27 protein-coding genes and 1 pseudogene are annotated in these 23,870 nt (G+C 72.0%); 17 read left to right on the forward strand and 11 right to left on the reverse strand.

Features of this window, described 5'->3' with window-relative positions; translation table 11 throughout:
- The first annotated feature begins 133 nt into the window (after window positions 1-133).
- Entirely contained in the window at window positions 134-955 is an 822-nt protein-coding gene (locus ABZV94_RS23620) for a potassium channel family protein (RefSeq protein WP_356343302.1), read from the forward strand.
- Here the strand turns inward: ABZV94_RS23620 and ABZV94_RS23625 are convergent.
- Together ABZV94_RS23625 and ABZV94_RS23630 are read right to left on the reverse strand one after the other, a co-directional pair.
- Entirely contained in the window at window positions 952-1,257 is a 306-nt protein-coding gene (locus ABZV94_RS23625; RefSeq protein WP_356343304.1) for a small hydrophobic protein, read from the reverse strand. The two genes, ABZV94_RS23620 and ABZV94_RS23625, sit on opposite strands and share 4 nt — an antisense overlap.
- 249 nt (window positions 1,258-1,506) lie before the next feature.
- The gene (locus ABZV94_RS23630) at window positions 1,507-3,126 is read right to left on the reverse strand and encodes an MFS transporter (protein ID WP_356343306.1); all 1,620 of its coding nucleotides are present in this window, start codon (window positions 3,124-3,126) and stop codon (window positions 1,507-1,509) included.
- 113 nt (window positions 3,127-3,239) lie between these two features.
- Between ABZV94_RS23630 and ABZV94_RS23635 the strand changes: the two genes are divergently transcribed.
- From ABZV94_RS23635 to ABZV94_RS23645, 3 genes are all read left to right on the forward strand, one after another.
- A complete protein-coding gene (locus tag ABZV94_RS23635) occupies window positions 3,240-3,866 on the forward strand; it encodes a TetR family transcriptional regulator (protein WP_356343308.1) in 627 nt (208 codons plus the stop codon).
- Window positions 3,867-3,993: 127 nt separating this feature from the next.
- Window positions 3,994-5,211 carry an alpha/beta hydrolase gene (locus tag ABZV94_RS23640; protein WP_356343311.1) on the forward strand — a complete coding sequence of 406 codons (1,218 nt, stop codon included), beginning with the start codon at window positions 3,994-3,996 and terminating at the stop codon, window positions 5,209-5,211.
- A gap of 66 nt (window positions 5,212-5,277) precedes the next feature.
- Window positions 5,278-6,126 (forward strand): DUF4429 domain-containing protein, encoded by an 849-nt coding sequence (locus tag ABZV94_RS23645; RefSeq protein WP_356343313.1) that lies wholly within the window; start codon window positions 5,278-5,280, stop codon window positions 6,124-6,126.
- Here ABZV94_RS23645 and ABZV94_RS23650 read toward each other — a convergent pair whose 3' ends face one another.
- Window positions 6,127-6,582, reverse strand: coding sequence for a MerR family transcriptional regulator (locus ABZV94_RS23650; RefSeq protein ID WP_356343315.1), 456 nt, complete (start codon window positions 6,580-6,582; stop codon window positions 6,127-6,129).
- A 96-nt stretch (window positions 6,583-6,678) separates the two neighbouring features.
- On the opposite strand from ABZV94_RS23650, the gene ABZV94_RS23655 reads away from it, so the two are divergent.
- A complete protein-coding gene (locus ABZV94_RS23655; RefSeq protein ID WP_356343317.1) occupies window positions 6,679-7,155 on the forward strand; it encodes a GNAT family N-acetyltransferase in 477 nt (158 codons plus the stop codon).
- 19 nt (window positions 7,156-7,174) lie between these two features.
- Window positions 7,175-7,996, forward strand: coding sequence for a serine hydrolase domain-containing protein (locus ABZV94_RS23660; protein ID WP_356343319.1), 822 nt, complete (start codon window positions 7,175-7,177; stop codon window positions 7,994-7,996).
- Here ABZV94_RS23660 and ABZV94_RS23665 read toward each other — a convergent pair.
- The gene (locus tag ABZV94_RS23665; RefSeq protein ID WP_356343356.1) at window positions 7,993-8,646 is read right to left on the reverse strand and encodes a pirin family protein; all 654 of its coding nucleotides are present in this window, start codon (window positions 8,644-8,646) and stop codon (window positions 7,993-7,995) included. The two genes, ABZV94_RS23660 and ABZV94_RS23665, sit on opposite strands and share 4 nt — an antisense overlap.
- 141 nt (window positions 8,647-8,787) lie before the next feature.
- Here ABZV94_RS23665 and fasR point away from each other — a divergent pair, with 141 nt between their 5' ends.
- From fasR to fabF, 5 genes are all read left to right on the forward strand, one after another.
- The gene (gene fasR / locus ABZV94_RS23670; RefSeq protein WP_356343321.1) at window positions 8,788-9,993 is read left to right on the forward strand and encodes a fatty acid biosynthesis transcriptional regulator FasR; all 1,206 of its coding nucleotides are present in this window, start codon (window positions 8,788-8,790) and stop codon (window positions 9,991-9,993) included.
- Window positions 9,994-10,082: 89 nt separating this feature from the next.
- The gene (locus ABZV94_RS23675) at window positions 10,083-11,000 is read left to right on the forward strand and encodes an ACP S-malonyltransferase (RefSeq protein ID WP_356343323.1); all 918 of its coding nucleotides are present in this window, start codon (window positions 10,083-10,085) and stop codon (window positions 10,998-11,000) included.
- A gap of 10 nt (window positions 11,001-11,010) precedes the next feature.
- Window positions 11,011-12,042 (forward strand): ketoacyl-ACP synthase III, encoded by a 1,032-nt coding sequence (locus tag ABZV94_RS23680; protein ID WP_356343325.1) that lies wholly within the window; start codon window positions 11,011-11,013, stop codon window positions 12,040-12,042.
- 81 nt (window positions 12,043-12,123) lie between these two features.
- Entirely contained in the window at window positions 12,124-12,372 is a 249-nt protein-coding gene (locus ABZV94_RS23685) for an acyl carrier protein (RefSeq protein ID WP_018545314.1), read from the forward strand.
- A gap of 106 nt (window positions 12,373-12,478) precedes the next feature.
- Window positions 12,479-13,741 carry a beta-ketoacyl-ACP synthase II gene (gene fabF, locus ABZV94_RS23690; protein WP_356343327.1) on the forward strand — a complete coding sequence of 421 codons (1,263 nt, stop codon included), beginning with the start codon at window positions 12,479-12,481 and terminating at the stop codon, window positions 13,739-13,741.
- A 68-nt stretch (window positions 13,742-13,809) separates the two neighbouring features.
- On the opposite strand, the gene ABZV94_RS23695 is transcribed toward fabF, so the two are convergent.
- Complete coding sequence (locus ABZV94_RS23695) at window positions 13,810-14,304, reverse strand: DUF3145 domain-containing protein (RefSeq protein WP_356343330.1); 495 nt, start codon at window positions 14,302-14,304, stop codon at window positions 13,810-13,812.
- A gap of 256 nt (window positions 14,305-14,560) precedes the next feature.
- On the opposite strand from ABZV94_RS23695, the gene ABZV94_RS23700 reads away from it, so the two are divergent.
- The gene (locus ABZV94_RS23700; protein ID WP_356343332.1) at window positions 14,561-15,445 is read left to right on the forward strand and encodes an SGNH/GDSL hydrolase family protein; all 885 of its coding nucleotides are present in this window, start codon (window positions 14,561-14,563) and stop codon (window positions 15,443-15,445) included.
- Window positions 15,446-15,483: 38 nt separating this feature from the next.
- Here ABZV94_RS23700 and ABZV94_RS23705 read toward each other — a convergent pair whose 3' ends face one another.
- Window positions 15,484-15,654, reverse strand: a complete 171-nt coding sequence (locus tag ABZV94_RS23705; RefSeq protein ID WP_356343334.1) for a hypothetical protein — start codon at window positions 15,652-15,654, stop codon at window positions 15,484-15,486.
- A 161-nt stretch (window positions 15,655-15,815) separates the two neighbouring features.
- On the opposite strand from ABZV94_RS23705, the gene ABZV94_RS23710 reads away from it, so the two are divergent.
- From ABZV94_RS23710 to ABZV94_RS23720, 3 genes and pseudogenes are all read left to right on the forward strand, one after another.
- The gene (locus tag ABZV94_RS23710) at window positions 15,816-16,793 is read left to right on the forward strand and encodes an aldose epimerase family protein (protein ID WP_356343336.1); all 978 of its coding nucleotides are present in this window, start codon (window positions 15,816-15,818) and stop codon (window positions 16,791-16,793) included.
- A gap of 192 nt (window positions 16,794-16,985) precedes the next feature.
- Window positions 16,986-17,060: pseudogene (locus ABZV94_RS23715) on the forward strand (LysR family transcriptional regulator); the annotation flags it as partial.
- 96 nt (window positions 17,061-17,156) lie between these two features.
- Window positions 17,157-18,401, forward strand: a complete 1,245-nt coding sequence (locus ABZV94_RS23720; RefSeq protein ID WP_356343338.1) for a pyroglutamyl peptidase — start codon at window positions 17,157-17,159, stop codon at window positions 18,399-18,401.
- On the opposite strand, the gene ABZV94_RS23725 is transcribed toward ABZV94_RS23720, so the two are convergent.
- Genes ABZV94_RS23725 through ABZV94_RS23735 form a run of 3 tightly spaced genes read right to left on the reverse strand, consistent with a single transcriptional unit; the run spans window position 18,373 to window position 20,273 of the window.
- The gene (locus ABZV94_RS23725) at window positions 18,373-18,987 is read right to left on the reverse strand and encodes a LysE family transporter (RefSeq protein ID WP_356343340.1); all 615 of its coding nucleotides are present in this window, start codon (window positions 18,985-18,987) and stop codon (window positions 18,373-18,375) included. The genes ABZV94_RS23720 and ABZV94_RS23725 overlap by 29 nt on opposite strands.
- Complete coding sequence (locus ABZV94_RS23730) at window positions 18,984-19,778, reverse strand: EI24 domain-containing protein (protein WP_356343343.1); 795 nt, start codon at window positions 19,776-19,778, stop codon at window positions 18,984-18,986. The genes ABZV94_RS23725 and ABZV94_RS23730 overlap by 4 nt, the downstream gene beginning before the upstream one ends.
- A gap of 57 nt (window positions 19,779-19,835) precedes the next feature.
- Window positions 19,836-20,273 carry a MarR family transcriptional regulator gene (locus ABZV94_RS23735; RefSeq protein ID WP_031093369.1) on the reverse strand — a complete coding sequence of 146 codons (438 nt, stop codon included), beginning with the start codon at window positions 20,271-20,273 and terminating at the stop codon, window positions 19,836-19,838.
- 97 nt (window positions 20,274-20,370) lie between these two features.
- Here ABZV94_RS23735 and ABZV94_RS23740 point away from each other — a divergent pair, with 97 nt between their 5' ends.
- Together ABZV94_RS23740 and ABZV94_RS23745 are read left to right on the forward strand one after the other, a co-directional pair.
- The gene (locus ABZV94_RS23740) at window positions 20,371-21,369 is read left to right on the forward strand and encodes an NADP-dependent oxidoreductase (protein ID WP_356343345.1); all 999 of its coding nucleotides are present in this window, start codon (window positions 20,371-20,373) and stop codon (window positions 21,367-21,369) included.
- A 94-nt stretch (window positions 21,370-21,463) separates the two neighbouring features.
- Window positions 21,464-21,883 (forward strand): organic hydroperoxide resistance protein, encoded by a 420-nt coding sequence (locus ABZV94_RS23745; protein WP_356343347.1) that lies wholly within the window; start codon window positions 21,464-21,466, stop codon window positions 21,881-21,883.
- A 91-nt stretch (window positions 21,884-21,974) separates the two neighbouring features.
- On the opposite strand, the gene ABZV94_RS23750 is transcribed toward ABZV94_RS23745, so the two are convergent.
- Both ABZV94_RS23750 and ABZV94_RS23755 read right to left on the reverse strand, forming a co-directional pair.
- Window positions 21,975-23,135, reverse strand: coding sequence for a serine hydrolase domain-containing protein (locus tag ABZV94_RS23750; RefSeq protein WP_356343350.1), 1,161 nt, complete (start codon window positions 23,133-23,135; stop codon window positions 21,975-21,977).
- Between the two features lie 244 nt (window positions 23,136-23,379).
- The coding region (locus ABZV94_RS23755; RefSeq protein ID WP_356343352.1) for a hypothetical protein at window positions 23,380-23,870 on the reverse strand (491 nt) is incomplete at its 5' end.

Genomic DNA, 23,870 nt, shown 5'->3' on the forward strand with positions numbered 1-23,870 from the left:
CCGGTGCCCTCGGCTTCGGCCGACGAGGGTGGTGAGGGTCGCGGGGGTCTGCGGGTCGGGTGGGGTTGATCGCGCAGGTCCCCGCGCCCCTTCGGGGGCGCGGTGCACTTACCGTTTCTTTACGATTGTGGGCATGGATCAACTGTCGGCGCAGGCTCGGTGGGAGGGGCGTACACAGCGGCCCTTGCTGGCGCTCGCGGTGGCGTTCGCCGTGGCGTACGCGGTGCCGATCGTGGACGACTCCGCCGGTCACTCCCTGACGGCCGTGTGCACGGGTGTCGAGTGGGTGGTGTGGGCGGCGTTCGCCCTCGACTACCTGGTCCGGCTGGCCCTGGCCCCGCACCGGCGGGAGTTCGTACGACAGCACTGGCCCGACCTGTGCGCGGTGGTCCTGCCGGTCCTGCAACCGCTGCGGCTGCTGCGGCTGGTGTCCACGCTGCTGCTGGTCGGCCGGCGGGCACGGATGGCTCCGCAGATCCGGCTGACCACCTATGTCGTCGGAGCCGTGGTCGGCCTGCTGATGTTCGGGTCGCTGGCGGTGCTGTCCGTGGAGCGGGAGGCGCCCCACGGGAACATCCGGACCCTGGGTGACGCCGTGTGGTGGTCGTTCACGACGATGACGACCGTGGGGTACGGGGACCACGCGCCGACGACCGGGCTGGGGCGGATGATCGCCGTCGGGCTGATGCTGTCGGGGATCGCGCTGCTCGGTGTCGTCACCGCGAACATCGCGGCCTGGTTCATCTCGCGGTTCGAGAAGGACGACGTGGAGGAGCGGCGGCAGACCGAGGCCATCGCCGCTCTGACCGAGGAGGTGCGCTCGCTGCGGGCGGAGGTCGCCCGGCTGGCCGAGCGCGAGCGCCCCGAAGGAAGCGCGGGGAACCGCGCGAGCGGCCACGACGTGCCCGCGGCCGCCAACGCGCCGGCACCCCTGCGGCGGGACGCGGTCGGCTAGAGAAGCCCGTGGCCCCACGTCGCCGCGCCCGCCAGGGCGATGATGGCGAGCAACGTGTCGATGGCGCCCAGGATCAGGGCGACCAGTGCGGGGACGTTGCCGTCGTTGGACCATTTGCGGCCCATCGACTGCCAGCCGCAGAACATCGCCACCGGGCCCAGGATGATGCCCAGTGCGAAGAATCCGGCCACGGCACAGATCGTGCCGATGATCCCGAGCGTCGCGCGGTCCGGCCCGGTCCGCTGCCACGTGCGGCCGCGTGACCGGGGGTACCCGCTCGTTCCTCGCCCGAAGCCCGCCATCATCAACTCCCCGAGGTGTGTGGACAGTTCGGCTTCGGTGTGCGGGTACCCCGGTTCCGCGTCGGCAGACGTGCGCGCGCTGCCCCCCTCCAGCAGCGCGCGCCGCGGCCAGGCCGTCCTCCCATGCCCTGCGGAGGACTTGACCCACTGTGACCTGCGGCGCGTGCCGGGGGCGAGCGATCTTTAGCGGAGTCACCCTGATAGGGGAAATCCCCGGAAATCCACCGGAAGGCGGCGAAGAAGCCGGGCTCAGATGTGGCCGACGCCCGCGCCCGCCTCCGCGTTCGCGCCGCGCTTGGTGAACAGCGCGACGAGGACGGCGACCAGGGCCACGCCGGCCGCCACCAAGGAGGCGAGGCTCATGCCGGAGATGAAGGTGTCGTGGGCCACGGCGGTGATCTTCGCGGCGACCGGCTCCGGCATCCCCTTCGTCACCGGCGCCACACCGACCTGGACCGCCTCGGAGGCCTTGTCCAGCTGATCCGGGGTCAGCTTCGGCAGCCCCGCGTCCGCCCAGTTGCCCGGCAGATCGCGGTCGACCTTGGAGGCCATCACCGCGCCCAGCACCGCCGTGCCGAGACTGCTGCCGATCTGCATGGCCGCCTGCTGGAGGCCGCCGGCCACGCCGGACAGCTCCAGGGGGGCGTTGCCGACGATGACCTCGGTGGCGCCGACCATGACCGGCGCGAGGCCCAGGCCGAGCAGCACGAACCAGAGGGACATCAGAGCGCTGCCGGTGTCGGGCTCCAGCGTCGACATGCCGTACAGCGCGACCGCGGTCACGGCCATGCCGAAGGCCAGCGGGACGCGCGGGCCGAGCTTGGTGATCGCGGTGCCGGCGAGCGGCGAGCCGACGATCATCATGCCGGTGAGCGGCAGCAGGTGCAGACCGGCGTCGACGGGACTCATCCCGTGGACGTTCTGGAGGTAGAACGTCACGAAGAACAGGCCGCCCAGGAAGGCGATGGCCATCAGGACCATCAGGACGACACCGGCCGACAGGGCCACCGAGCGGAACAGGCCCAGCGGGATCAGCGGTTCGGCGACCTTCGTCTCCCAGAAGGCGAAGAGGGCGAAGAGCACCACGGACAGGGCCATGAACACCCACGTCATGCCGTCGCCCCAGCCCCAGGTCGGGGCCTTGATGAGCGCCCAGACGAGGCAGAACATCGCCCCGGACAGCAGGGCGATGCCGAGGAGGTCGAAGGAGCGCGGGGCGTTCTCGGCGCGGTGGTCGAGCAGGATCATGATGCCGAGCAGCAGGGCCAGGGCACCGACCGGCACGTTGATGAAGAACACCGACTGCCAGTTGACGTGCTCGACGAGGACACCGCCGAGGATCGGGCCGCCCGCCGTGGACGCGCCGATCACCATGCCCCACACGCCGATGGCCATGTTCAGCTTCTCGGCCGGGAAGGTGGCCCGCAGCACGCCGAGCGCGGCCGGCATCAGCAGCGCGCCGAACAGGCCCTGGAAGACACGGAAGGTGACGACGGCGGCGATGCTGCCGGACAGCCCGATGGCGCCGGACGCGGCGGCGAAGCCGGTCACACCGATGAGGAAGGTCTGCCGGTGGCCGAAGCGGTCACCGAGCTTGCCCGCGGTGATCAGCGTGACCGCGAGGGCGAGGAAGTAGGCGTTGGACACCCACTGCACGTCGGCGAAGGACGCGTTGAGGTCGTCGCGGATGGCCGGGTTGGCGATGGCCACGATGGTGCCGTCGAGGGCCACCATCATGACCCCTACGGCGACGGTGAGGAGAGTGAGCCACGGGTGGCCGCGCAGGCCCGGGGCCGCCGGGGGCCCCGACAGGGCCGCCGGCGCCTTGCCCCCCGGCCCCGTCGCGTCGACGGTGGTCTGACTAGTCATACTTCTCAGGCTAGTGACAGTCGCTGACAGTTGACAAACCAATTCACTCGTCGGTTACTGACACGACATCGGCGCATAGGCTGGGCCGGCCGGACACGCACAGGAGAGAGGCCATGGAGACGCTGCGCGAGCGCAAGAAGCGGCGTACACGGGAATCGCTGCTGCGGGCCGCTCTCGAACTGTTCACCACCCAGGGGTACGAGCACACGACCGTCGACGAGATAGCCGAGGCCGTCGACGTCTCGCAGCGCACCTTCTTCCGCTATTTCGCGGGCAAGGAGGACGTGGCCTTCGCGGTGCAGAACATCACGGAGGCGGCCTTCGTGGCGGCCGTCCGCGCGCGCCCGCCGCACGAGGCGCCGATGAAGGCCCTGCGGCAGGCGTTCCTGGAGGGCTGGGACGCGATCCGCGAGACGGTCGAGTCGATCGTCCCGGTCGAGCTGTACCTGCGCATGTACCGGACGATCGAGTCCACGCCGGCACTGCTCGCCGCCCATCTGCGCCGGTCGGCGGCGACCGAGGAGACCCTCGCGCGGGTGCTGGCCGAACGGGAGGGCGTCGACGTGGACACCGATCCGCGCCCGCGGCTGGCGGTGGCCGTCTTCGCCGGGGTGATCCGGGTCACCGAACGACAGTGCTACCTGCGGGAGGACTTCGGCCCGGAAACGCTCCGAACGCTCAGCGCGGCGTACCTCGATCAGGTGGGTTCGGCGCTCACGGGTAACTGGCGCGCCGCCTGAGACCGTTGGCAGATCGTCGTGACCGTGTCCGGCCGGATCGGCGGCGCGGCGTTCGGTTACTGACGAAACGTGATCCCTGTCACTCGGTTACCCCGAGACCCTCCCGTTCTCCTAGTGTGTCCTCCCAGTGACTTCCTTCGACACCTCCCCGCAATGGAACGTCTGGCGCGCACTGCTGGCGCTGGCCGTCGTGTTCGTGATGCTCGCGACCACCGGCTGGACCGCCCTGCGCAGTCACCGGGAGTCGACAGCGCTCCAGGCCTCGCTCACCCGGTGGGAGCACGGCCGCCTGCACGGCCTGCGCCTGCCGGACCCCGAAGCCGCGCCGGCCCGGCTGGCCCGCTTCTTCGCCGCGCTCAGCCCGCACGACCGCGACCGCCTCGCCCACCGCTACCCGCTGGCGGTCGGCAACATGAACGGCGCTCCCGTCCCGCTGCGCTACCGGGCCAACCGCATCGCGCTGGAGCAGGCCCGCAAGGTCGAGCACGGCCGCATGCACGACAGCCGGCTCAGCACGGCCGGCCAGCAGGACGCGGCCCGCCGGATGGACCGCTACACGTCCCTGCTCGGCCCCGGCCGGCACATCCTGGCCTTCGACCCCGAGGGCTCGGGCCGGGTCGCCGAGGTCTTCGGCGACCTCACCGAGGCGCAGCGGATCTCGGTCGTCGTCCCCGGCGTCGACACCGACCTGCTCACCTTCCAGCGGACGAACCGGAAGTACAGCGCTCCGGTCGGCATGGCCAAGGCCCTGTACGCGGCCGAGCGCGCGGCGAGCCCCGGGACCCGGACGGCCGTGATCGCCTGGGCCGACTACACCTCCCCCGACGGGCTCGGGGTGGACGCGGCCACCGGACTGCGCGCCGAGGAGGGGGCCGTACGGCTGAACGCGCTGCTGCGCGCGCTGCCCGGCCGGGCCCCGGTGTCGATGTTCTGTCACAGCTACGGCTCGGTGGTCTGCGGGGTCGCCGCCCACGGCATGCCCCGCCGGGTTGCCGACATAGCGGTGGCCGCGAGCCCCGGCATGCGCGTCGCCAAGGCCTCCCACCTGGGTACGACCGCCCGGGTGTGGGCCATGCGGGACGCCAGTGACTGGGTGCAGGATGTTCCCTACCTGGAGCTGGGCGGCCTCGGCCACGGCGCCGACCCGGTCTCCTCGGCGTTCGGGGCACGGGTGCTGTCGGCCCGCGACGCCCAGGGGCACAGCGGTTACTTCCAGCCCGGCACGGACAGCCTGCGCAACCTCGCCGACATCGGCGTGGGCGCGTACGACGCGGTGACGTGCGCACGGGAGAACGATGCGTGCCGGTCCGGTCTGTCCGGCACGGTGACGGCCGGACGCGCGTAGAAACAGCAGGAAGTGCGGTCTGCGCGGGTGGCGACGGAGGAGCACGTGCCGCATACGATGAGCCGCATGGGTGACGTACTGGCGGGTTTTCATGCCGTCTGGGAGTTCGAGTCCGACTCCGTGCTCATCCGTTACGAACGGGGGATTCGAACACCGAAGTTGTTCCAGGCGCTCGGCGAGCGCCGGATCCCGCTGTCCGCGGTCGAGGGCGTGAGCCTCGCCCCGGGCAAGCGCGGCACGGTCGTCCTGCGCCTGACCCCGCGTCCGGGCGCCGATCCGCTGATGGAGGCGGCCGACGGCCAGTTGAAGGAGGGCTCCGACCCCTACCGGCTGGTGCTGCCGGCCGAGCGGGAGACCCTCGCCGAGTACTACGCCGACGAACTGAAGGGCCTGCTGACCGAGTCGGGGCCCGCCGAGCGGCACCTCGTGGCGGCGCCCGAGGCGCCGCTGCAGTTCAAGGCCTACGACGGGAAGGCGTCCTTCGACGGGACGTCCGTGCAGTTCCGCTGGTCGTGGACCGGGGCGTCGTCGGCGAAGTGGAAGGCCGGCGACCAGAGTTTCCCGGTGGCCGAGCTGAGCGGGGTGGAGTGGCGGTCGCCGGAGATATTCGAGGGGCATCTGCGGCTGGTCCCCCGCGATCCGGGCTCCGCTCGTTCCGCGCAGCCCGACCAGGATCCCGCGTCCGTGGTGTTCGGGCTGGGGTACGGGCCGGTGCACGAGTCGCTGCCGTTCGCCGCGGCCGTGCTGGCGGCGGTGCGGACGCGGGGGCCGGTACCCGCCGTACCGGCCCCGGCACGGCGGGACCCCGCCGACATCGCCGAGCGGATCCGGCACCTCGGGGAACTGCACCAGGCGGGGCTGGTCACCGACGAGGAGTTCTCCTCCAAGAAGGCCGAGTTGCTGGCCGAGCTGTAGCTACCGCTCCTGCCCGTAGAAGCTGATCTTCCGGTCCAGGACGCCGAGGGTGTCGTGGAGTTCCGCGATCCTGGACAGGACGTCCCTGCGGGTCGACTCCAGCAGTTGACGGCGTTCCGCGAACGTGTGGTCGCCCTCCCTGACGAGTTCCGCGTAGCGCACCATGTCCGCCACCGGCATGCCGGTCAGGCGGAGCTTGGTCACGAAGTCCAGCCAGTCCAGGTCGCGGTTGCTGTAGCGGCGCTGGCCCGTGTGCGAGCGGTCCACGTGCGGCATCAGCCCGATCCGCTCGTACCAGCGCAGCGTGTGCGCGGTCAGGCCGGTGAACGCCACGACCTCGCTGATCGTGTAGCGGTCCTGCCCGTCGGGGCGGGGGTGGCGCCGGGGCGGGGCGGAGCAGATGTCGGCGGGGGTGGCGTTCTCCGTGGCCGCTGGCGTGGTCTGCATCACCGTCATGCCTCCACGCTATGGCCTTCGAGTGCACTCCAAGCAAGCGGGTGCGCCGAGAAATCCGCGCGACGGCGTGCGGGGCGGTTGATTAGCGTGCGGCCCATGAGTCTTGTACGCCGGGCCCGGCCCGAGGACGCCGCCGAAGTCCTGCGACTGCGCCAGGTGATGATCGACTCCCTGTCGGGCGCGGGGGGTTCCGGGTCGACCGGGTGGCACGCGGAGTCGCTGCCGACGCTGCGGGAGCGGCTCGCCGAGCGGGACGGGGACTTCGCCGCGTTCGTCGCGGAGCACCCCGGCCGGCCCGGGGCGCTGGCCGCGCTGGTGGCGGGGACGGTGGAGTACCGCATCGGCCGGGCCGGGAACCCGCGGGGGCGGGTCGGGCACGTCTTCAGCGTGGCGACCGACCCCGGCGCCCGGCGGCGGGGGTACGCCCGCGCGTGCATGGAGGAGCTGCTGGGCTGGTTCCGGGAACGGGGCGCCGGGCACGTGCTGCTCAACGCCTCGCCGGAGGCGGAGCCGCTGTACACCGCCCTCGGCTTCACCCGGGACCCCGACCCGTCGATGCGGCTGCTGCTGTGAGCCGCATAGGCTCGGACGCATGTCGTTGCAGAGCCTGGCGCTGATCGAGAACTGGCCCGTCCCCACCGCGGCGGCGGGTGTCGTACGAGCCGACGGAACCGTCCTCGGGACGCACGGCCCCGTCGGGCACCGCTTCCGGCTGGCCTCCGTCACCAAGCCGCTGGCGGCCTACGCGGCGCTCGTCGCGTACGAGGAGGGCGCGATCGAGCTGGACGAGCCGGCCGGGCCGTCCGGGTCGACCGTCCGCCACCTGCTCGCCCACACCTCCGGGCTGGCCTTCGACGAGCACCGGGTGACGGCTGCGCCCGGGGAGCGGCGGCTGTACTCCAACGCCGGGTTCGAGCAGCTCGGTGACCACATCGCCAAGGCGACGGACATTCCGTTCGCGGAGTACCTGCGGCAGGCGGTGCTGGAGCCGCTGGGGATGACGTCGACGTCGCTGGAGGGGTCGCCGGCGAAGGACGGGGTGTCGACGGTCGGGGACCTGCTGCGGTTCGCGGCGGAGGTGCAGGCGCCGAGCCTGCTGGACGCGCGGACGGTGGCGGCGGCGATGACCGTGCAGTACCCGGGGACGAAGGGGGTGCTGCCGGGGTACGGCCACCAGAACCCGAACGACTGGGGGCTGGGCTTCGAGATCCGCGACGGGAAGTCCCCGCACTGGACGGGGAGTTCCTCCTCGCCGCGCACGTTCGGACATTTCGGGCAGTCCGGTACGTTCCTGTGGATCGATCCGGATGCCGGGCTCGCCGCGGTCGCCCTGACGGACCGGGCGTTCGGCCCCTGGGCGGTCGAGGCGTGGCCGGCGTTCACGGACGCGGTGCTCGCCGAAGCGCGTGGCTAAGCCGTCATCTCCCACAGCAGCAGCTCCGCCGGGGTCGCCGCCACCGCCTCCAGGCCCTCCGCCCCTGTGATCCTCGCCGCATCGCCGGGGCCAAGCTCCTCCCCCGCCAGCCGGACCGCGCCCCGGACCACGTGCGCGTACACGTACGCCGCGTCGGGTACGGCGGTCCGCTCACCGGGGTCCAGGCGGCGCACGTGGAGCATCGCGCCCGCCGCGGGGACCGCGTACGGCGTGGCGTCGGCGATGCCCGGGACGAGGTCGTACGAGGGATCGCCGCCGGGCTCGCGGGGGGCCAGCCACATCTGGACGAAGGTCAGGGGAACGCCCCCGTCGTTGCGCTCGACGTGCCGTACGCCCGCCGCCGCGCTGAGGTGCTGGACGTCCCCGGGCCGGACCCGGGTCTCGTGGCCCGTGGAGTCGCGGTGGGTCAGCTCGCCCTCGACCACCCACGTGACGATCTCGGTGTGGCTGTGCGGGTGTTCGTCGAACCCTGCGCCGGGCGCGAGCCGTTCCTCGTTGCAGGCGATCACCGCGCCGAAGCGGAGGTTGTCCGGGTCGTAGTGCGGGCCGAAGGAGAAGGCGTGCCAGGTGTCGATCCCGGCCCCGGGATCCCCTCCGCGGTAGCGCTCACCGGCGCGCCGTACGTCCATCACGCGCACCACGGTAGCCGGGGCGGGCACACGGCCCGAGGGCAAGGGTCCGCCGGCCCCGGCCGTCCCGGCGCGTCGGCCGGGCCGTCAAGCACAACCCCGGCGGCGCACGGGCCCGGCCCGATAAGGCAGTCTTGTCCCGTGCCCGAACCCGAATCCCACCACGGCGACCCCGCAGCCCACGACGTCCATCCGCACGCCGCGACCCTGAGGCGACTGGAGAAGTCCTCCGGGAGCCTGGCCGCGCAGGCCATCGCACGCATGGACGAGACCCTGCCGTGGTACCGGGCCATGCCCCCGGAGAACCGTTCCTGGATCGGCCTCGTCGCCCAGGCGGGCATCGCGGCGTTCACCGAGTGGTTCCGGCGCCCGGACGCGCCCCAGGCGATCTCCACGGACGTCTTCGGGACCGCGCCGCGTGAGCTGACCCGGGCCATCACGCTGCGGCAGACCGTGGAGATGGTGCGGACCACCATCGAGGTCATGGAGTCCGCCATCGACGAGGTGGCGGCGCCGGGCGACGAGAGCGTGCTGCGCGAGGCGCTGCTCGTGTACGCCCGGGAGATCGCCTTCGCCACCGCCCAGGTGTACGCCCAGGCCGCCGAGGCACGCGGTGCCTGGGACGCGCGGCTGGAGTCGCTGGTCGTGAACGCGGTGCTGAGCGGGGAGGCGGACGAGGGGGCCGTGAGCCGGGCCGCCGCGCTGGGCTGGAACTCCCCCGAGCACGTGTGCGTCGTGCTCGGGACCGCGCCGGACGGGGACAGCGAGCTGACGGTGGAGGCCATCCGGCGGGCCGCCCGGCACGCCAAGCTCCAGGTGCTCACCGGGGTGCTCGGCGACCGGCTGGTCGTCGTCGCCGGTGGCAGCGCCAATCCGCTCGCCGTGGCCAAGTCGCTGATCGGGCCGTTCGCCGCCGGGCCGGTCGTCGCGGGGCCCGTGGTGCCCGACCTGCTGGCCGCGACCCGGTCCGCGCAGGCCGCCGCCGCGGGGCTCAAGGCCTGTTGCGCCTGGCAGGACGCGCCGCGTCCGGTGCTGGCGGACGATCTGCTGCCGGAGCGGGCCATCGCGGGTGATCCGAGCGCCCGTGAGCAGCTGGTGGAGGAGATCTACAGACCGCTGGAGGAGGCGGGCTCGGCGCTCCTCGAAACCCTGAGTGTGTACCTGGAGCAGGCGAGCAGCCTGGAAGGCGCGGCGAGGATGCTCTTCGTTCACCCGAACACCGTCCGCTACCGGCTCCGACGTGTGACTGACGTCACCGGATGGTCGCCTTCGGATGTACGATCCGCGTTCACACTACGGATCGCGCTCATCCTGGGGCGTCTGGCCGACGCCGAAACCCAGGCATAGGGTTTTGTCGGAGGCCCACAAAAGCCCTTCGTGTTCTTCGTCCCTGTCCTCACGGGCGGCCGTGCCCGTCCCCAAGAGAGAGTGTGAGAGTGCTCGTACTCGTCGCTCCCGGCCAGGGCGCTCAGACGCCCGGCTTCCTGACCCCCTGGCTCGAACTGCCCGGTGCCGCCGACCGCGTCGCCGCCTGGTCGGACGCCATCGGACTGGACCTGGTGCACTACGGCACCCAGGCCGACGCCGACGCCATCCGGGACACCGCGGTGGCCCAGCCGCTGCTCGTGGCCGCCGGCATCCTGTCCGCCGCGGCACTCGGTGACATCAACCCCGGCGCGGTCGCCGGGCACAGCGTCGGCGAGATCACCGCCGCCGCCTTCGCCGGTGTGCTGGGCGACACGGCCGCCCTCGGCCTGGTCCGCAAGCGGGGCCTGGCGATGGCCGACGCCGCCGCGGTCACCGAGACCGGCATGGCGGCGCTGCTCGGCGGCGACCCGGAGACCTCCGTCGCGCACCTGGAGAAGCTCGGCCTGACCCCGGCGAACATCAACGGCGCGGGCCAGATCGTGGCCGCCGGCACGCTGGAGCAGCTGGCCGCGCTGGCCGAGGACAAGCCCGAGGGCGTGCGCAAGGTCGTGCCGCTGAAGGTGGCCGGGGCCTTCCACACCCGTCACATGGCGCCCGCGGTCGAGACGCTGGCCAAGGCCGCGGCGGAGCTGTCGCCGGCCGACCCCAAGGTCGCGTACGTCTCCAACAAGGACGGCAGGACCGTCGCGTCCGGTGCCGAGGTGCTGGAGCGGCTGGTCGGCCAGGTCGCCAACCCCGTGCGCTGGGACCTGTGCATGGAGACGTTCAAGGAGCTGGGCGTCACCGCGCTCGTCGAGGTGTGCCCGGGCGGCACCCTGACCGGCCTGGCCAAGCGGGCCCTGCCCGGTGTCGCGACGCTGGCCCTGAAGACCCCCGACGATCTCGACGCGGCCCGCGCTCTGTTCGCAGAGCACGCCGGTGCCTAAGGAGCCGTACATGGCGAAGATCAAGCCCAGCAAGGGTGCCCCGTATGCGCGCATCCTCGGTGTCGGCGGCTACCGGCCGACCCGGGTCGTGCCCAACGAGGTGATCCTCGAGAGGATCGACTCGTCCGACGAGTGGATCCGCTCGCGCTCCGGCATCGAGACCCGGCACTGGGCGGGTCCGGAGGAGACCGTCGCCGCGATGGCGATCGAGGCCTCCGGGAAGGCCATCGCGGACGCCGGCATCGACGCCGAGCAGATCGGCGCGGTGGTCGTCTCGACCGTCTCGCACTTCAGCCAGACCCCGGCCGTCGCCACCGAGATCGCCGACAAGCTGGGCACGGACAAGGCCGCCGCCTTCGACATCTCGGCCGGCTGCGCGGGCTTCGGCTACGGCCTCACCCTCGCCAAGGGCATGGTGGTGGAAGGTTCCGCCGACTACGTGCTCGTGATCGGCGTGGAGCGGCTGAGCGACCTGACCGACCTGGAGGACCGGGCGACCGCGTTCCTCTTCGGTGACGGCGCCGGCGCGGTCGTGGTGGGCCCCTCGGACGAGCCGGCGATCGGCCCGACCGTGTGGGGCTCCGAGGGCGACAAGTCCGAGACCATCAAGCAGACCGTCCCCTGGGACCGGTTCGCCGTCGGTGACGTCTCCCAGCTGCCCCTGGACAGCCAGGGCAACATCAAGTTCCCTGCGATCACGCAGGAGGGCCAGGCGGTCTTCCGCTGGGCCGTGTTCGAGATGGCGAAGGTCGCCCAGCAGGCGCTGGACGCGGCCGGAATCACCGCGGACGACCTGGACGTCTTCATCCCGCACCAGGCCAATGTGCGGATCATCGACTCGATGGTGAAGACACTGAAGCTGCCGGAGCACGTCACGGTCGCCCGTGACATCCGCACCACCGGCAACACCTCGGCCGCCTCGATCCCGCTCGCGATGGAGCGGCTCCTGGCGACCGGGGAGGCGAAGAGCGGCGACACCGCGCTCGTCATCGGATTCGGGGCGGGTCTCGTCTACGCCGCCACGGTCGTTACCCTCCCCTAGGCACTCCGTGCCGGATCATGCGGTCCGGCAGGGGGACAACTGCCACAAACCGTCTGGATTATCGAAGAAGGAGCGCCTGACATGGCCGCCACTCAGGAAGAGATCGTCGCCGGTCTCGCCGAGATCGTGAACGAGATCGCCGGGATCCCCACCGAGGACGTCCAGCTGGACAAGTCCTTCACCGACGACCTGGACGTCGACTCGCTGTCCATGGTCGAGGTCGTCGTCGCCGCCGAGGAGCGCTTCGACGTGAAGATCCCGGACGAGGACGTCAAGAACCTCAAGACCGTCGGCGACGCGACCGACTACATCCTCAAGCACCAGGCCTGAGCCACCCTTCAGGCCGCAGGCTGCTAGCCCCGCCACCCGGCGGTGGCGCCGTAATCCCCGCAGACGCGGGGGTAGTCCTCCCGTATCCGTTGGAGAAAGAATTCCCGTGAGCCCGACCAATCGCACCGTGGTCGTCACCGGTATCGGCGCAACCACACCGCTGGGTGGCGACGCAGCCTCGACCTGGGAGGCCCTTGTCGCCGGCACGTCCGGTGTCAGCCTGCTGGAGCAGGAGTGGGCGGCACAGCTGCCGGTCCGGATCGCCGCGCAGATCGCCGTCGAGCCGGGCGAGATCATCCCCCGCCCGCAGGCCCGCAAGCTGGACCGGTCCGCGCAGTTCGCGCTGATCGCCGCTCAGGAGGCCTGGAAGGACGCCGGCTTCACCGCCAGGGCCGGTGAGGACTCGTCCGTCAACCCCGACCGTCTCGGCGCGGTCATCGCCTCCGGCATCGGCGGCGTGACGACCCTGCTGGACCAGTACGACGTTCTCCGGGAGAAGGGCGTACGCCGCGTCTCCCCGCACACCGTGCCGATGCTGATGCCCAACTCCCCGGCGGCCAACGTCGGGATCGAGCTGGGTGCCCGCGCCGGTGTGCACACCCCGGTCTCGGCCTGCGCCTCGGGCGCGGAGGCCATCGGGTACGCGATCGAGATGATCCGCACCGGGCGTGCGGACGTGGTCGTGGCCGGTGGCACCGAGGCCGCCATCCACCCGCTGCCCATCGCCGCGTTCGGCAACATGATGGCGATGTCCAAGAACAACGACGATCCGCAGGGCGCCTCGCGGCCCTACGACGCCGGCCGGGACGGCTTCGTGCTCGGCGAAGGCGCCGGTGTGATCGTCCTGGAGTCCGAGGAGCACGCGAAGGCCCGCGGCGCCCGGATCTACGCCGAGGCGGTCGGACAGGGCATCTCCGCCGACGCGCACCACATCACGCAGCCGGAGCCGTCCGGCAACGGGATCGCGCACGCGCTGCAGAACCTGCTCGACACCACGGATCTGAAGCCGGCCGAGATCGTGCACGTGAACGCGCACGCCACCTCGACGCCGCAGGGTGACGTGGCCGAGATCAAGGCGCTGCGGAAGGTGTTCGGCGACGACGTCGACCACATGGCGATCTCCGCGACCAAGTCGATGACCGGTCACCTGCTGGGCGGTGCCGGCGGTGTGGAGACCGTCGCGTCGATCCTGGCGCTGGTGAACCGCACGGCCCCGCCGACCATCAACGTGGACAACCTCGACCCCGAGGTCAACGCGGACGTGGTCGTCGGTGCGGCGCGGGCTCTGCCCGAGGGCCGTATCGCCGCGCTGAACGACTCGTTCGGCTTCGGCGGGCACAACGTGGTCCTGGCGTTCCGGACGGTCTGAGAGACGTCAGCGAAGGGCCCCCACCGGCTGGTGGGGGCCCTTCGTCGTGTCCGGGAACGTGCGCGACGTCACACCACCTGGTGCAGCCAGCGGACCGGGGCGCCCTCGCCCGCGTAGCGGAACGGCTCCAGTTCGTCGTCCCAGGGCTTGCCGAGGAGCTTGGCGATCTCCGCCTCCAGGTCGGTCTCGCCCTGTCTGGACCGCGTCAGCGCGGCGCGCAGGCGGTCCTCGGGGATGAGGATGTCGCCGTGGATGCCGGTGACGGCGTGGAAGATGCCGAGGTCGGGGGTGCAGCTGTAGCGCTCGCCCTCGGCGGTGGCGCAGGGCTCGGCGGTGACCTCGAAGCGCAGCAGGTGCCAGCCGCGCAGTGCCGAGGCTAGTTTGGAGGCGGTGCCGGGCTGGCCCTGCCAGGAGAACTCCGAGCGCCAGGTGCCGGGCGCCGCGGGCTGCCGGATCCAGTCGAGGTTGACGCGCGTGCCGAGCACCCCGGCGACGGCCCACTCGACGTGCGGGCACAGCGCGCGCGGCGCGGAGTGCACGTACAGAACTCCACGTGTCGTCACCGGAACCTCCGGGCAGAGCGGGACATCTTGCGGACTGGCTGGGCGGCAGTGGCGCGACGGCCGCGTTGATGGCGAGGCTACCCTGCGGCGGGGCAAGGAGTGTGACGTACCGTCGGTCCCGGTGCCAGGAAACCGCCGCCATTCACCCAGGGGGACGCTTGTGCGGGGCCGCGCCGTTCCCGGGGCGCCGGGCCGGGAACCCTCGCACGTTGTCAGGGGAGGGAGTGCCAACCGTCGAACGAGGGGAACAGCAGGGATGCGGAAGCGAAGCCACCGTGTACGGGCCGTTCTCGCCGTCGTGGCGGCCGTGCTGCTGGGCGCCGCCGGATGTGCCGACGGGGGCGGGAGCGCGCCGGCGCCGACGGGTACCGCGGCACGCGCCGCGCGGCCCCCGGTGTGGGACCGCAGCCCGGACTCGATCGCGGCGGTGGGCGACTCCATCACGCGCGGCTTCGACGCGTGCACCGTGCTGTCGGACTGCCCGGAGGTGTCGTGGGCGACGGGCAGCGACGCCCGGGTGGACAGCCTGGCGGTGCGGCTGCTGGGCGTCGCGGGGGCGGCGGAGCGCAGCTGGAACTACGCGGTGACGGGCGCCCGGATGGCGGACCTGCCGGGGCAGATGGAGCAGGCGGTCACCCGCGGCCCGCAGTTGGTGACGGTGATGGTGGGGGCGAACGACGCCTGCCGGGCCTCGGCGTCGGCGATGACGCCCGTGGCCGACTTCCGCGCGGACTTCGAGGCGGCGCTGCGCACGCTGCGCTCGGCGCTGCCGAGGACACAGGTGTACGTGGCGAGCGTGCCGAACCTGAAGCGGCTGTGGTCGGAGGGACGGGCGAACCCGCTGGGCAAGCAGGTGTGGAAGCTGGGCATCTGCCCGTCGATGCTGGGCGACGCGGACGACCTGACCAGCACGGCGATGCTGCGCCGGGACTCCGTGCAGCAGCGGGTGGTGGAGTACAACCGGGTGCTGGAGGAGGTCTGTGCCAAGGACCGCCGCTGCCGCTTCGACGGCAACGCGGTGTACGACTACCGGTTCGGCACGGACCAGCTGAGCCACTGGGACTGGTTCCATCCCAGCAAGGACGGCCAGGCGCGGCTCGCGGAGATCGCGTACCGGAGGATCACGGCGAGAAATCCGTGACCGGCCCGTTCGGTGAGCGGGTCGGACAGGCAGTGGCTTCAGCGGTGGCCGCGCTTCTTCTGCTCGGTCCAGATGATCAGTACGCTCACGGCCAGTGCGGCGAACAGAAGGCCCACGAACCAGGCCGGGGGGCCGACGAAGACCGACACGACGAAGCCCAGGAATGTGGCCAGCAGGCCCGCACTCGCCCACAGCTCACGCTCACTCATGCGTCCCCCGCGCGTGATGAGTCCTCGTCCGCCCCGACAGCGAGCGGGATGAGGGGAAACACCACCAGACACACGACAGCCCGTCAAGCGGGCGCGGCACGTGCGGTGAACCGTCACCCGCAGCCGATTCGGCGTCCGACGGCACTATTAGGGTTTCCCCCATGAACGAACTTTTCGGCACGCTTCCCGACGGCACGGCGGTGCACCGGTGGACGCTGGAGCGCGGCGGGGTGCGCGTGCGGGTGCTGTCGTACGGCGGGATCGTGCAGTCCGTGGAGGTCCCGGACGGCGCCGGGCGGTCGGCGGACGTGGCGCTGGGCTTCCCGGACCTCGACGGCTACCTGGCCCATCCCGAGCCGTATCTGGGTGCCGTGATCGGCCGGTACGCGAACCGGATCGCGGGCGGCCGGTTCCCGCTGGACGGCCGGACGTACGCGCTGGCCCGCAACGACGGCCCGAACTCGCTGCACGGCGGTGAACGCGGGTTCGACAAGCGCGTGTGGGAGGTGGCGCCCGTGCCGCACGGCGTCCGCCTGAGCCGGGTCAGCCCGCACGGCGAGGAGGGCTTCCCGGGCCGGCTGGAGGTGGCGGTGACGTACACGCTGGACGCGTCGGGCGCGCTGCGGATCGCCTACGAGGCGGTCACGGACGCGCCGACGGTGGTCAACCCGACCAGCCACACGTACTGGAACCTGAGCGGGTCCGGTGACGCGGGCGGGCACGAGCTGCGGCTGGCCGCGTCCCGGTACACGCCGGTGGACGCGGACCTGATCCCGGCCGGCGCGCCGGAGGACGTGACCGGTTCCCGCTTCGACTTCCGCACGGCCCGCAAGACCGGCTCCGGCTACGACCACAACTTCGTCCTGGACAAGGGCGTGACCGAGGCGGCGGAGGAGGTGGCCGAGCTGTACGACCCGGCGTCCGGGCGGACCCTGACGGTGGCCACGACCGAGCCGGGCCTCCAGCTGTACACCGCCGACCATCTGTCCGGGCCGCTCCGGCCCGGTGCCGGGATCGCCCTGGAGACGCAGCACTTCCCGGACTCCCCCAACCGGCCGGACTTCCCGAGCACGGTGCTGCGGCCCGGTGAGGTCTTCCGCTCCGAGACGGTGTACGGATTCGGCGTCCGGGGCCGGTAGCCGTTCCCGGGACGGCCGTGAAGCCCCGGTCCAGGGGTCAGGTTCCCGGACCGGGGCTGCTCGGCGGAGACGGGTCCCCGGCGGGGGACTTGTCCCGGAACAGACGTTAATCGCCGTGATGGCGCGGCGGTCCTCGATCGAGCGCCCGGCGGAGATCTCGTACGAACCCTTCACACTTGCCACGTCTTCGGCCTGCTGGAGGCGGCCCTGCGGGCGGGGCTCCGGCCGCGTGTGGCGCATGTCGTGGCCGAGTGGACCGCCAAGCAGATCGCACGCACCATGGCGTAGGTCACTTCCGTCACGCGATACTGCGGCCGTCCACCGCATCACGCGCCCCACAGCGACGGAAGGACCCGAACTCCCTTGACCCGTATACGTCTCGGCCTCCTCGGGCTGGCCCTGTTGACCGGCCTGTCCGCGCCCACGGCCACGGCCTCCGCCACCACCGCCGCGCCCTCCCCCACCGTCGAGGAGCAGCGCCTCGACAAGGCCGTGCCACAGGAGATCCTGCGGCGCTCCGGATTCGCCGACGCGGCACCCGGGTTCCGTCGCGCCCTGCACCGCGCGCACTCCTACGCCCAGGCCCGCCGCACCGTCGTACGGGAGGGGTCCGCGCTGTGGCGGCGGGCCGTGGAGCGGGCGCAGGCACGGGGACCGGCCGGAGGCGATCTGAGCCGGGACGACGACCGGCCGCTGTACTGGGCCCGGCTGGGGATGACCCGGGAAGTGCGCACGTGGGAACCGGGCTTCGGGCTCACGGACGGGCAACGGAACGCGCTCCTGGACCAGTTGGAGCGGACCTCGCGCGGGCAGACGGACATCCGCTACCCGGGGAAGGAGCGCCTGCGGCGGGTCCTCCTCACCGGGTTCGACCCCTTCACGCTGGACCGGGACATCCGCATCTCCAACCCCTCCGGCGCGACGGCGCTCGCGCTGGACGGCACGGTCGTGCAGACGGCGCGGGGACCGGCGCGCATCGAGACCGCCGTCTTCCCGGTGCGCTGGCAGGACTTCGCCGAGGGCACGGTGGAGCGGACGCTGCGGCCGTATCTGCCGAAGGTGGACCTGTTCACGACCGTGAGCCAGGGCCGTGCCGGCCGGTTCGACATCGAGCGCACCAACGGCGCCTGGCGGGGCGGTTTCCCGGACAACGACAACGTCGGCCGGACCGGGACCGTTCCGGTCACGGACCCGGCGTCGCAGCCGCAGTGGACGAGCACCACCCTGCCGTACGCCGCCGTCGTGGCCGCGCCGACGGGCCGCTTCCCCGTGTACGACCACACGGAGGTGACCGAGATACCGGCGGGTGGCACCGCGCCCGTCGTACGGCCGGACGGGCCGACCCCCGGCTCCACCGCCCGTGCCGGGGCCGGCGGCGACTACCTCTCCAACGAGATCGCCTACCGGGCCACCCTGCTGCGGGACCGGCTCGGGCTGCACGAGACGCTGCCGGGCGGGCATGTGCACACCCCCGTGCTCCAGTTCGGGACCGGGAACACCACCGAGGTGACCGACCCCGAGTTCGTGCGCAACCGGCTGGACATCGTCGCGCAGGTCCGGGCGATCGTCGCGGTGTCCGTCAGTGCGACGGAGCGAAGGCCAGGCTGACGCCGAGGCCGGCCAGGACGGACCCGATGACCTTGTTGAGGACCTTCTGGGCCCGGAGCATCAGCGTGCGCATGCGCTCCTGCGAGAAGAACAGCGCGACCACGCCGAACCACAGCAGGTGGGCCAGCGACATGAACAGGCCGTAGCCCACCTGCCGGTAGACCGGCGTACCGGGGCTGACGACCTGGGCGAACGTGGAGACCACGAACAGGGTGGTCTTGGGGTTGAGGACGTTGGTGAGGAAGCCGGTGCGCAGCGCGGCGAGCGGGGTCAGCCGCGTCCTGTGCTCCAGATCCACCGTCACCTCGCCGCGCGCGCGGAAGGTGCGTACGCCGACGAGGACGAGGTAGGCCGCGCCGGTCAGCTTGATGACCGTGAACAGGAAGGCCGAGGAGGCGATCAGGAACCCCACGCCGAGCATGGTGTAGGTGACGTGGACCAGCACGCCCGCGGCGACCCCGGTGGCCGCGAGCAGGCCGGTGCGGCGGCCGTACAGATAGCTGTTGCGGACGATCATCGCGAAGTCGGCGCCGGGGGCGATGACGGCCAGGACGGTGATGACGGCTACGGCGAGTATCTCGGTCACGGGGTGACGTCCTGCGCCGCGGGCTCGTCGGCGCCGTCCCCGCCGGTCTCCTCGCCCAGCAGGTCGCGGGCGAGGAGCGTGGCGCCCGCGACCGCGCCCGGCATCAGGAAGACCGCGACGAACGGGACCAGGAAGGCCAGGCCCAGGGGGGTGCCGAAGCCCCATACCAGGGTCTTGCGGGAGCGGAGCAGGGTGAGCCGGGCGCGCAGGTCGACACCCCGGCGCTGCATCGCCACGGCGGCCAGTTCCTCGGTGAGGAAGAAGCCGGTGACGAAGAAGCCGATCACGGGGACGACGGTCTGCCCGACGAACGGCAGGAACCCGAGGGCGAAGAGCAGGACGCCCCACAGGGCGGCCCGCACCAGGACGCGCAGGCTGTCCCGGGCGGAGATCCACAGTTCGCGCCAGAGCGGGAGGTCCGAGCGCGGGGCGGTGCCGCCGGGCGAGACGTCGGCGTCGACCTTCTCGGAGAGGTTCTCGTAGAAGGGCTGGCCCACCAGCAGGGTGACGGCGGTGAACGTCAGCACGGCCAGCAGCAGGCCGAGGGCGAAGAGGACGGCCGTCAGGAAGCCGCGGAACAGGCCCTGCCAGGGGCTGGACCAGTCGTCCGCGAACGGGGTCGCCCAGGTGACCGCGTCCGCGCCCCACACGGCGAGCGCGACCAGCGCGGCGGCGTACAGCACCAGCGTGATGAGGCCGGGCAGCAGCCCGAAGCCGTAACTCCGCCCGTGCCGGGCCACCCATCGCTGGCCCTTCAGCAAGTACCCGAAACCCACCCCGAGATCGCGCATGGCGAGGACTTTACTGGCTCGGTGCGACAGCGCGGCCGGCCGGTGACCGACGGGGGCTCAGGCGTCCAGCATGCGGCGGAGCAGGTCGCGCAGGGAGCGGCGCTGGTCGTCGGTGAGGGCGGCGAGGGGCTCGCGGGCGAAGTGCAGGCTCTCGCGCAGGTCGCGGGCCACCCGGCGGCCCTCCTCGGTGGCGGCGGCCACCTTGACCCGGCGGTCGGCCGGGTCGGGGCGGCGCTCCACCAGGCCGCGGGACTCCAGCCGGTCCACGATCCCGGTGACGTTGGACGGCTCGCACTTGAGCTTCTGGGCCAGCTTGCGCATGGGCAGCGGTTCCAGCGAGAGCAGGCTGAGCAGCCTGGCCTGCGGGCCGGTCAGCGTGTGCTCGCCCGCCGCCTCCTCGTAGTCCGCGTAGAAGCGGGCCACGACGTCACCGATCAGCTCGACCACTTCCAGGGTCAGGGCGTCGGGGCGGTGGGTCTTCGATGGGGTGGACATGCCCACCAGAATACCCCGTTACTTGACATCCTGAAATATTCAGGAGCATGGTTGTTTCAGGTACTGAAGTATTTGCCGTGACACGAAAGGCTCCGTCATGATCAACCGCGAGTGGCACCTGCTCAGCCGTCCCGTCGGCTGGCCGAAGCCCGAGGACTTCGCCCTCGTCGAGGCGCCGGTCCCGACCCCGGGCGAGGGTCAGGTGCTGGTGCGGAACAAGTACCTCTCGGTCGACCCGTACATGCGCGGCAGGATGAGCGCCGCCAAGTCCTACGTCGCCCCCTTCGAGCTGGGCAAGGTCATGCAGGGCGGTGCGGTCGGCGAGGTGATCGAGTCCCGCGCCGAGGGCATCTCCGCCGGCGACCACGTCCTGCACTTCTTCGGCTGGCGCGAGTACGCGGCCGTGGACGCGAAGAACGCCGTGAAGGTCCACCCGGAGGCCGCGCCCCTGTCGACGTACCTGGGCGTCCTCGGCATGACCGGCCTGACCGCCTACGCCGGGCTGCTGCGCACCGCCTCCTTCAAGGAGGGCGACATCGTGTTCGTGTCGGGCGCCGCCGGGGCCGTGGGCAGCCAGGTGGGCCAGATCGCCAAGCTGAAGGGCGCCGCCCGGGTCATCGGCTCGGCCGGTTCCGACGAGAAGGTCAAGCTCCTCGTGGACGAGTACGGCTTCGACGCCGCGTTCAACTACAAGAACGGCCCGGTCGCCGAGCAGTTGCGCGAGGCCGCGCCCGACGGCATCGACGTCTACTTCGACAACGTCGGCGGGGACCACCTGGAGGCCGCCATCGGCTCGCTGAACCAGGGCGGCCGGATCGCCGTCTGCGGCATGATCTCGGTCTACAACAACACCGAGCCCGCACCCGGCCCGAAGAACCTGGCCCGGCTCATCCAGACGCGCGGCCGGATCGAGGGCTTCCTGGTCGGCGACCACTGCGACCTCCAGCCGCAGTTCGTCCAGGAGGTCGGCCCGTGGGTCGCCTCGGGCGCGCTGAAGTACCGGGAGACCGTGGTCGAGGGCATCGAGAACAACCTGGAGGCGTTCCTCGGGGTCCTGCGCGGCGACAACATCGGCAAGATGGTCGTCAAGCTCTAGACTTCCCGTGACTTCCGGCATGCGGTAGCTTCTTTCCGAAATCCGTCGTGATCGTGGGCGCGAGTCGCGGCGGACCGAGGAGGAAGACAACCGCATGCCCATCACGCAGTCCGACGTCCTGTACACCGCCGTCGCCACCGCCGAGAACGGCCGTGACGGGCGGGTCGCCACGGACGACGGCCGACTCGACGTCGTCGTCAACCCGCCGAAGGAGATGGGCGGCAGCGGGTCCGGGACCAACCCGGAACAGCTGTTCGCCGCCGGTTACAGCGCCTGCTTCCAGGGGGCGCTGGGGGTCGTCGCCCGGCAGGAGGGCGCCGACGTGTCCGGGTCGACCGTCACGGCCAAGGTCGGCATCGGCAGGAACGACGAGGGGTTCGGGATCATCGTGGAGATCTCGGCGAGCATCCCGAACGTCGACCAGGCCACCGCGCGGGAGCTGCTGGAGAAGGCCCACCAGGTGTGCCCCTACTCGAAGGCGACTCGCGGGAACATCAGCGTGACGTTGGTCTGACCTTCGTCGTTCCCTACATCGGCAGCCGCATCCTTGGACGTGGGGTGCGGCTGTTCTTCTGCCCGGGGACGTCCGCCGGGGCGGTACCCCTTCAGGGCGCCGCCAGAGCCGCCCGCTGGACGGCCGCCGCCAGTCTGTTGTTCTCCGGGGCCGCTCCGCCCGGGAAAGCGAACCTGCGCCGCGTGTAGCCGTAGGCGATGCCCGCGTGGGGGTCCGCGAAGGCCTGGACGCCGTTGGCGCCGCTGTGACCCAGCGTGCCCGCGCCCAGGAAGGGGTGCCAGACGTCGGCGGTCGCCTGGAAGCCCAGACCGAAGGACTTGTGGGTGCGGGCCACCAGGTCGTACCCCGTGGAGTGGATCTGGGCGAACTCCGCCAGCGTGTCGCCCTTCAGCAGCGGGGCCCGGCCGTCCACCTCGCTGATCATCGCCGCGTACATCCCCGCGAGACCGCGCGCCGAGCCGATCCCGCCCACCGAGGCGGGCCCCTGGGCGCGGATCAGCCGCTCGTTCGGCAGGCTCTCCAGATCGGTGGGCTCCGCGCCGTGCCGGTTGAAGGCGATCGACGCGAGGGTGTGCGGGCCGGTCGGCACGGCGTCGAGCTGCGCCTGCTGCGCGGGCGTCGGCAGCATCGGCCGGACCGGGCGGAAGCGCGGCTCGTGCGCCTGCGGCAGACCCAGGTGGAGGTCGAGGCCGTGCGGGGCGCGCACCCGCTCCTCGTACACCTCCTGGAGCGTACGGCCCGTCGCCCGGCGGACGACCTCGCCGGTCAGCGCGCCGATGACCAGCGCGTGGTAGCCGAACGCCGTGCCCGGCCGCCAGAACGGCCGCTGGTCGGCGAGGCGTTCGGCGATCATCCGGTCGTCGGCCAGCTCGGCGGGACTGAACCCGGTGTCGGTGCCGACCAGCCCCGCGCGGTGGGCCAGCAGGTCCCGCAGGGTCAGCGCGCCCTTGCCCTCGGCGGCGAACTCCGGCCAGTAGTACGTGACTTTGCGGTCCAGCTCCAGCGTGCCGTCCTGCACGAGCAGCGCCGCGACCAGATGGGCCGCGCCCTTCGTGGCCGAGTACACGGCGTACAGCGAGTCACCCGTCACCCTCGCGCCCGCCCACAGATCCACGACCCGCCGTCCGTGCACGTACGCGCACAACTGGCCCTCGTAGTCCTCTCGTTCCTCGGCGACGAAGGCGGCGAACTCCTCGCGCACCGACTCGAAGCCCTCGGCGACCGTGCCCTGGACGGTGATCTCCTGCGTCATCCGCTCTCCTCGACCGTTCCGCTGCTCACTGCTCCCGCTCGGCACAACGCCCCTCCCTGACATCGGGCGTTCCCGAGACCGGTACGGCGAGACGTGCCTGTTCGACTCAACCCCCGTGAGGGCCGAGGGGTGTCACGGATACCCCGGATGGCCGATGGCGCGGGGTGGCGGGGTGCGCCGGGGTGTGCTTCACGTGCACACGGACGGAGCCGGAGGCGGACGGCTCAGGCGCCCGCGGACGCGCTCAGGTGCACCACCACAGGAAGCGGTCGCAGGTCTTGGTGGGCGACGGCTCGGGCGTGGGTGCGGAGGTCGTCGGGGCCTCGGTCGGAGTGGCCGGCTGACTGGGAGGCGGGGCGGCCGGGGTCGTCGGGGTCGCACCGGAGCCCGTCGTGGCCGGCTGCTGCGCCGTGCCGGTGTCCGTGGCGGAGGGAGAGGGGGATTCCTTCTCGTCTCCCGGGGACGTCGACGGGGAGGCGGAGGCCGAGGCGTCCGGTGAGGCGGAGCCGCCCGCGCGTGGCGTGGCACCGGACGTCGTCGCGCCTATCGGGTCGGCGGTGCGGCCCGGTGCGACGGAGGCGGCGCCGCCGTCCGCCGAGGCGTCCCCGGCCGGGGCCGGGGCACCGCCGGAGAAGGGCGAGAAGGGCGCGTCGGTGCCCAGTTCGGCGAGGCTGAGCCCGCCGGCCGCCAGGACGAAGCCGGCGGCGATCAGGACGGTACGACGGCGCCGGCGGC

It is taken from the genome of Streptomyces sp. NPDC004658 (assembly GCF_040609555.1).
Lineage (GTDB): Bacteria > Actinomycetota > Actinomycetes > Streptomycetales > Streptomycetaceae > Streptomyces.